General features: G+C 46.5%; 4 protein-coding genes. 1 reads left to right on the plus strand and 3 read right to left on the minus strand.

Going from position 1 to position 4,454, the window contains the following annotated elements; genetic code table 11:
• Positions 1 to 319: 319 nt before the first annotated feature.
• Positions 320 to 538 (plus strand): ATP-binding protein, encoded by a 219-nt coding sequence (locus QUA13_RS31720; RefSeq protein WP_333204969.1) that lies wholly within the window; start codon positions 320 to 322, stop codon positions 536 to 538.
• 32 nt (positions 539 to 570) lie between these two features.
• Here the strand turns inward: QUA13_RS31720 and QUA13_RS31725 are convergent, their stop codons facing one another.
• From QUA13_RS31725 to acs, 3 genes are all read right to left on the minus strand, one after another.
• The gene (locus tag QUA13_RS31725) at positions 571 to 1,461 is read right to left on the minus strand and encodes a thermonuclease family protein (protein ID WP_333204962.1); all 891 of its coding nucleotides are present in this window, start codon (positions 1,459 to 1,461) and stop codon (positions 571 to 573) included.
• Positions 1,462 to 1,557: 96 nt separating this feature from the next.
• Positions 1,558 to 2,160, minus strand: a complete 603-nt coding sequence (locus QUA13_RS31730; protein WP_333204965.1) for an ACP phosphodiesterase — start codon at positions 2,158 to 2,160, stop codon at positions 1,558 to 1,560.
• Positions 2,161 to 2,237: 77 nt separating this feature from the next.
• Positions 2,238 to 4,208 (minus strand): acetate--CoA ligase, encoded by a 1,971-nt coding sequence (gene acs / locus QUA13_RS31735; protein WP_333204967.1) that lies wholly within the window; start codon positions 4,206 to 4,208, stop codon positions 2,238 to 2,240.
• Between the last annotated feature and the right edge of the window lie 246 nt (positions 4,209 to 4,454).

The following is a 4,454-nucleotide window of genomic DNA, read 5'->3' on the forward strand; positions in this document are numbered from 1 at the left end:
AGCAATAACTTGCCCGGTGTTGAAAGGCAGGTACTTTTAGATGCGATCGTTTTTTAGTCTAAACTCCAGTTATCAAATCAAGCAATCCCAAAATTATCCCTGCAAACCATCCCGATCGTTCCATTTGTCCTACAAATTTTCGCAGCCCTAGGTTTAACTGGATATTTATCATTCCCCAACGGACAAAAAGCCATTAAAGATTTGGCAAATCGACTCAGTAACGAAGTTAGCGGAAGAATTACATCTCCATCACACCAACAGCCAGCCAACTATTTTAGTTTTCACAGAGATGACCGCCTAAAATTGTGCGATCGTCCGCATTCAAGATAATGGGCTCGGTATAGCCGGAAATGTAATATCCAGGATATTCGATCCTTTTTTTACCACAAAACCTGTAGGCAAAGGAACAGGCTTAGGATTGTCTATAGCCGATCGGACGGTGGGAGATAAACATCAAAAATATCTGATTTGCACGTCTAAATCAGGAGAAGGGGCAGAATTTGCGATCGTATTTCCTAATAAAATTAGATGCAGTTAAAAAGATTGATGAAATTAACTCTAGTTTAAATATTATCGGGGAAAATCTGAAAGTTGTTTGATATTCTTTAAAACTATTTGAGGCTTCCCTTTATATTGTTCTACCTTCCCGCTGACATACACATATCCCCGTCCCAGACCCGCATAGCGCTTCTCGATCAGCCGCTTCAAGGGAGCCATTTCATCAGTTTCAGCATCCGGTATCCACAAGTGTAATTTATGATAAACCGAACCTGCATAAATCAGAGCATTACCGTCGATCCATTTATTAATTCCCGCCTGCAAATCGCAGAAAATAGTAATAGATTTAGCTGTCTCAGAAGCCGCTAAGATTTTTGGGTAGTGCAACCTCACAGAAAGCGCTCCTGCAGTTGCTTCGGCAAACCGAAACTCTTCAACAATCGAGCTTCGCATCGACCACCAAGGCAGTAAATAACCATAGTTGCGAGAGGGAATTTTGGCATTGGTAATCGGATTCCAAATCATCAGATTGTAAGCTTTTGCCGCCGATTCTGCGTCAGTCATTTGTCGGTGATACAATCTGGACCGCCCGTATTTGACAAAGTAGGGGCTCCAGCCTTCTGCAATCAGTTTGAGATTGTAATTTTCTCCATCTTTATGCACGTAACAGAGGAGACGCCCGTAGTTGTCGCGGTGTTTTTGTAAAGCCACTTCAACCGAATCGGCTGTATCAAATTCTATGTCAATTTTAGCAAGTCCACCATCTGCTGTCGCGAAGTATTTTTTAGCCATTTCCGAAGCTGCTTTCCCCGCTGCAGTTATAGGTTTGGAGCCTCCCGAATGACTTTCTTCTGTATCGACGCAAATCAGTCGCAGAGACTCGGTTTGGCCGTTGAGAGAAATTTTGATGCTGTCGCCATCAACTACTTTAGTTACTTGCAGGTTCGGAATTCTGGTTGCCATATTTTGAACCCTGTTGCACTTGAGATTTCATGCAGGTATCGGTTGAATTATACACGAGTTCGCTATCAATAGCAACTGTAATTTTTGTTGTTTGTATTAATATTTGTCAACTGTGGCGTATTTTATCAAGTCGGGGAAAAAATCCCGAAAATCAGATTCTAAGCGCTGATAGTTAGCTGTCAAATCTTCTATGCCACTTGCCAAGTTATTTGTCCGCTTGATTCTGGCAGACATTCTTGTAAGAGTGATGCCGATTTCGGCAATTTCCTGATAAGATGAAAGCAAGTCGCGGGCAATTATTGTTGGCAGCAGGCGCTGGAGAGATTCAGGCAATATATCGCGATTGTCTTGCAGGACTTTATAGACATGGCGAGAAAAATCGGGAAGCGGAATTTCTGAATATTCCAGCCAATTTTTAGCCAAGAAGTGGTCGTAAAACACGTCAATCAAAACTCCAGCAAACCTGCGTCTATCGGCGCAAACAAGGCTTTTACTCGATCGCACTATGGCGTGAGAGTCCGTGTAGCTATCTACTTTGCGGTGCAAATCGATGCCCTTTCTAATTTCCTGGGGATAAAGGTTGACAGCCGAACCTTTGACAAAATCTCCTAAGAGGTTGCCAATCAGGGATTCTGGCGTGCCTTCCGATAAGAATAGATGAGCCAAATAATTCATTTCTACAGTAAAAATATCTAACATAGCATAAGGACAAAGAGTAAGGTGCGCCCGGTCGTGCACCCTACTGCTATTAAGAACCTGCCCTTAAAGAAATCCCCCTACGAACCTCCCCGCAACTTATCCAAAACCGTCCGGTCTTCCAAAGTCGAAGTATCCCCAGAAACCTCTTGTCCTGCAGCTAAAGAACGCAGCAATCGGCGCATGATTTTGCCGCTGCGAGTTTTCGGCAAAGCATCGGTAAATCGAATTTCGCCGGGACGGGCGATCGCCCCAATTTCCTTAACAACGTGCTGCTTCAATTCCTTGGCCAATTCTTCGCTAGGCTGCTGCGAGTTGTCCAGCGTCACAAAAGCCACAATTTCCTCACCTTTAATCTCGTCGGGTTTGCCAACAACAGCAGCTTCCGCCACCGCTGGATGCGATACCAAAGCTGACTCGACTTCCATCGTGCCGAGTCGGTGTCCGGCCACATTAATTACATCGTCAACGCGGCCCATTACCCAGAAATAACCGTCTTTGTCCTTGTGCGCGCCGTCTCCTGCAAAGTACACAAATTCCCCATCTTTCGGCTGCAAATATTCCCAATAGGTGCGGCGAAAACGATCTGGATCGTTGTAAAGCGTCCGCATCATTCCCGGCCAAGGATGTTTTACCACTAAATAGCCGCCGCTTTCGTTAGTTACTGGTTCGCCATCTTGGTCAACAACATCGGCAACAATTCCGGGGAACGGTAGGGTTGCAGAACCGGGTTTTGTAGGAATTGCACCGGGCAAAGCGGTAATCATAATTCCCCCGGTTTCTGTTTGCCACCAAGTATCGACGATCGGACAATTCGAGTTGCCAATTACGCGCTGATACCACATCCAAGCTTCAGGATTGATCGGTTCGCCGACGGTTCCTAACAATCGTAAAGATGACAAATTGCGCGCATTTGGCAAGTGTTCGCCCATTTTCATGAATGTTCTGATCGCAGTGGGTGCGGTGTAGAAAACGGTGACGCCGTATTTTTCGATCACATCCCAAAAACAGCCTGGGTTGGACGCGCGGGGCGCACCTTCGTACATGATTGTGGTAGCGCCGTTGGAAAGCGGGCCGTAGATTATGTAACTGTGGCCTGTAATCCAGCCTACATCTGCGGTGCACCAGTAGACATCGGTATCGTGGAGGTCGAAGATCCACTTGGTTGTCATGTGGGTGTAAAGGTTGTAGCCACCTGTGGTGTGGACCACTCCTTTGGGTTTGCCGGTACTGCCCGAAGTGTAGAGTACGAACAGCATATCTTCGCTGTCCATCGGTTCGGCGGGGCAGTCGGCGGAGGCGTCTTTTTGCAAGTCGTGCCACCAAAGATCGCGCCCGGGTTCCATGTGCACTTGCTGTTTGGTACGCTGGACGACGATAACGTTGGTAACGCTTGGTGTGACGTTGTTGGCGAGGGCTTTGTCTACTTGTTCTTTGAGGCCGACGGCAGCATCTTTGCGGAAGCCACCGTCTGCGGTGATCACGAGTTTTGCTTCGCCGTCGTTTAGCCGATCGCGCAAAGCTTCTGCACTAAAACCGCCAAAAACAACGCTGTGTACTGCACCGATTCTGGCGCAGGCTAGCATGGCGATCGCAGCTTCGGGAATCATGGGCATATAAATGCCAACGCGATCGCCCTTTTGGACTCCCAATTGTTTGATGACGTTCGCCATTTGGCAGACTTCGCGGTGGAGTTGCGCGTAGGTGAGGGTGCGCGAGTCTCCGGGTTCGCCTTCCCAAATCAGGGCGGCTTTATTTTTGCGCCAAGTGGTTAAGTGGCGATCGAGACAATTGTAAGAAATGTTAATTTTGCCGTTGACAAACCATTTAGCAAAAGGCGGTTGCCAGTCGAGCACGGTATCCCAGTTTTGGAACCAGTGCAATTCTTGGGCGGCAAGTTCTGCCCAGAATGCTTGGGGGTCAGCTTTGGCTTTGTCGTAGAGAGCGCGGTACTCTTCTAAGCTTTTGATGTGAGCTTGTTCGGAGAATTCAGCGGGCGGCTGAAATAGGCGTTTTTCTTGAAGAATTGATTCGATGGTATCTTGTGACATTGCTTTTTCTGTAATTGCATCTACTTGTTTAAACTATTTTGTACGAAATGGAGCGCAAAAATATCTTTAGTTTCGTTAAGAATTTTGGTGATTGTGTAAATGACCGGGTAGTTAAGTTTTAATATTGTTTTTTTAGGGACAGATGTTGACAAGCGCTGCAAATTAGAGGGGCTCTTCTGGAGTCAAGGTGATAAGCAAAACTAATTAGAAAAGCAAGCTAATAGCCTCGCCCGAAAGTTATCAAAG

The organism is Microcoleus sp. S28C3 (genome assembly GCF_036700785.1).
GTDB classification, from domain to species: domain Bacteria; phylum Cyanobacteriota; class Cyanobacteriia; order Cyanobacteriales; family Microcoleaceae; genus Microcoleus; species Microcoleus asticus.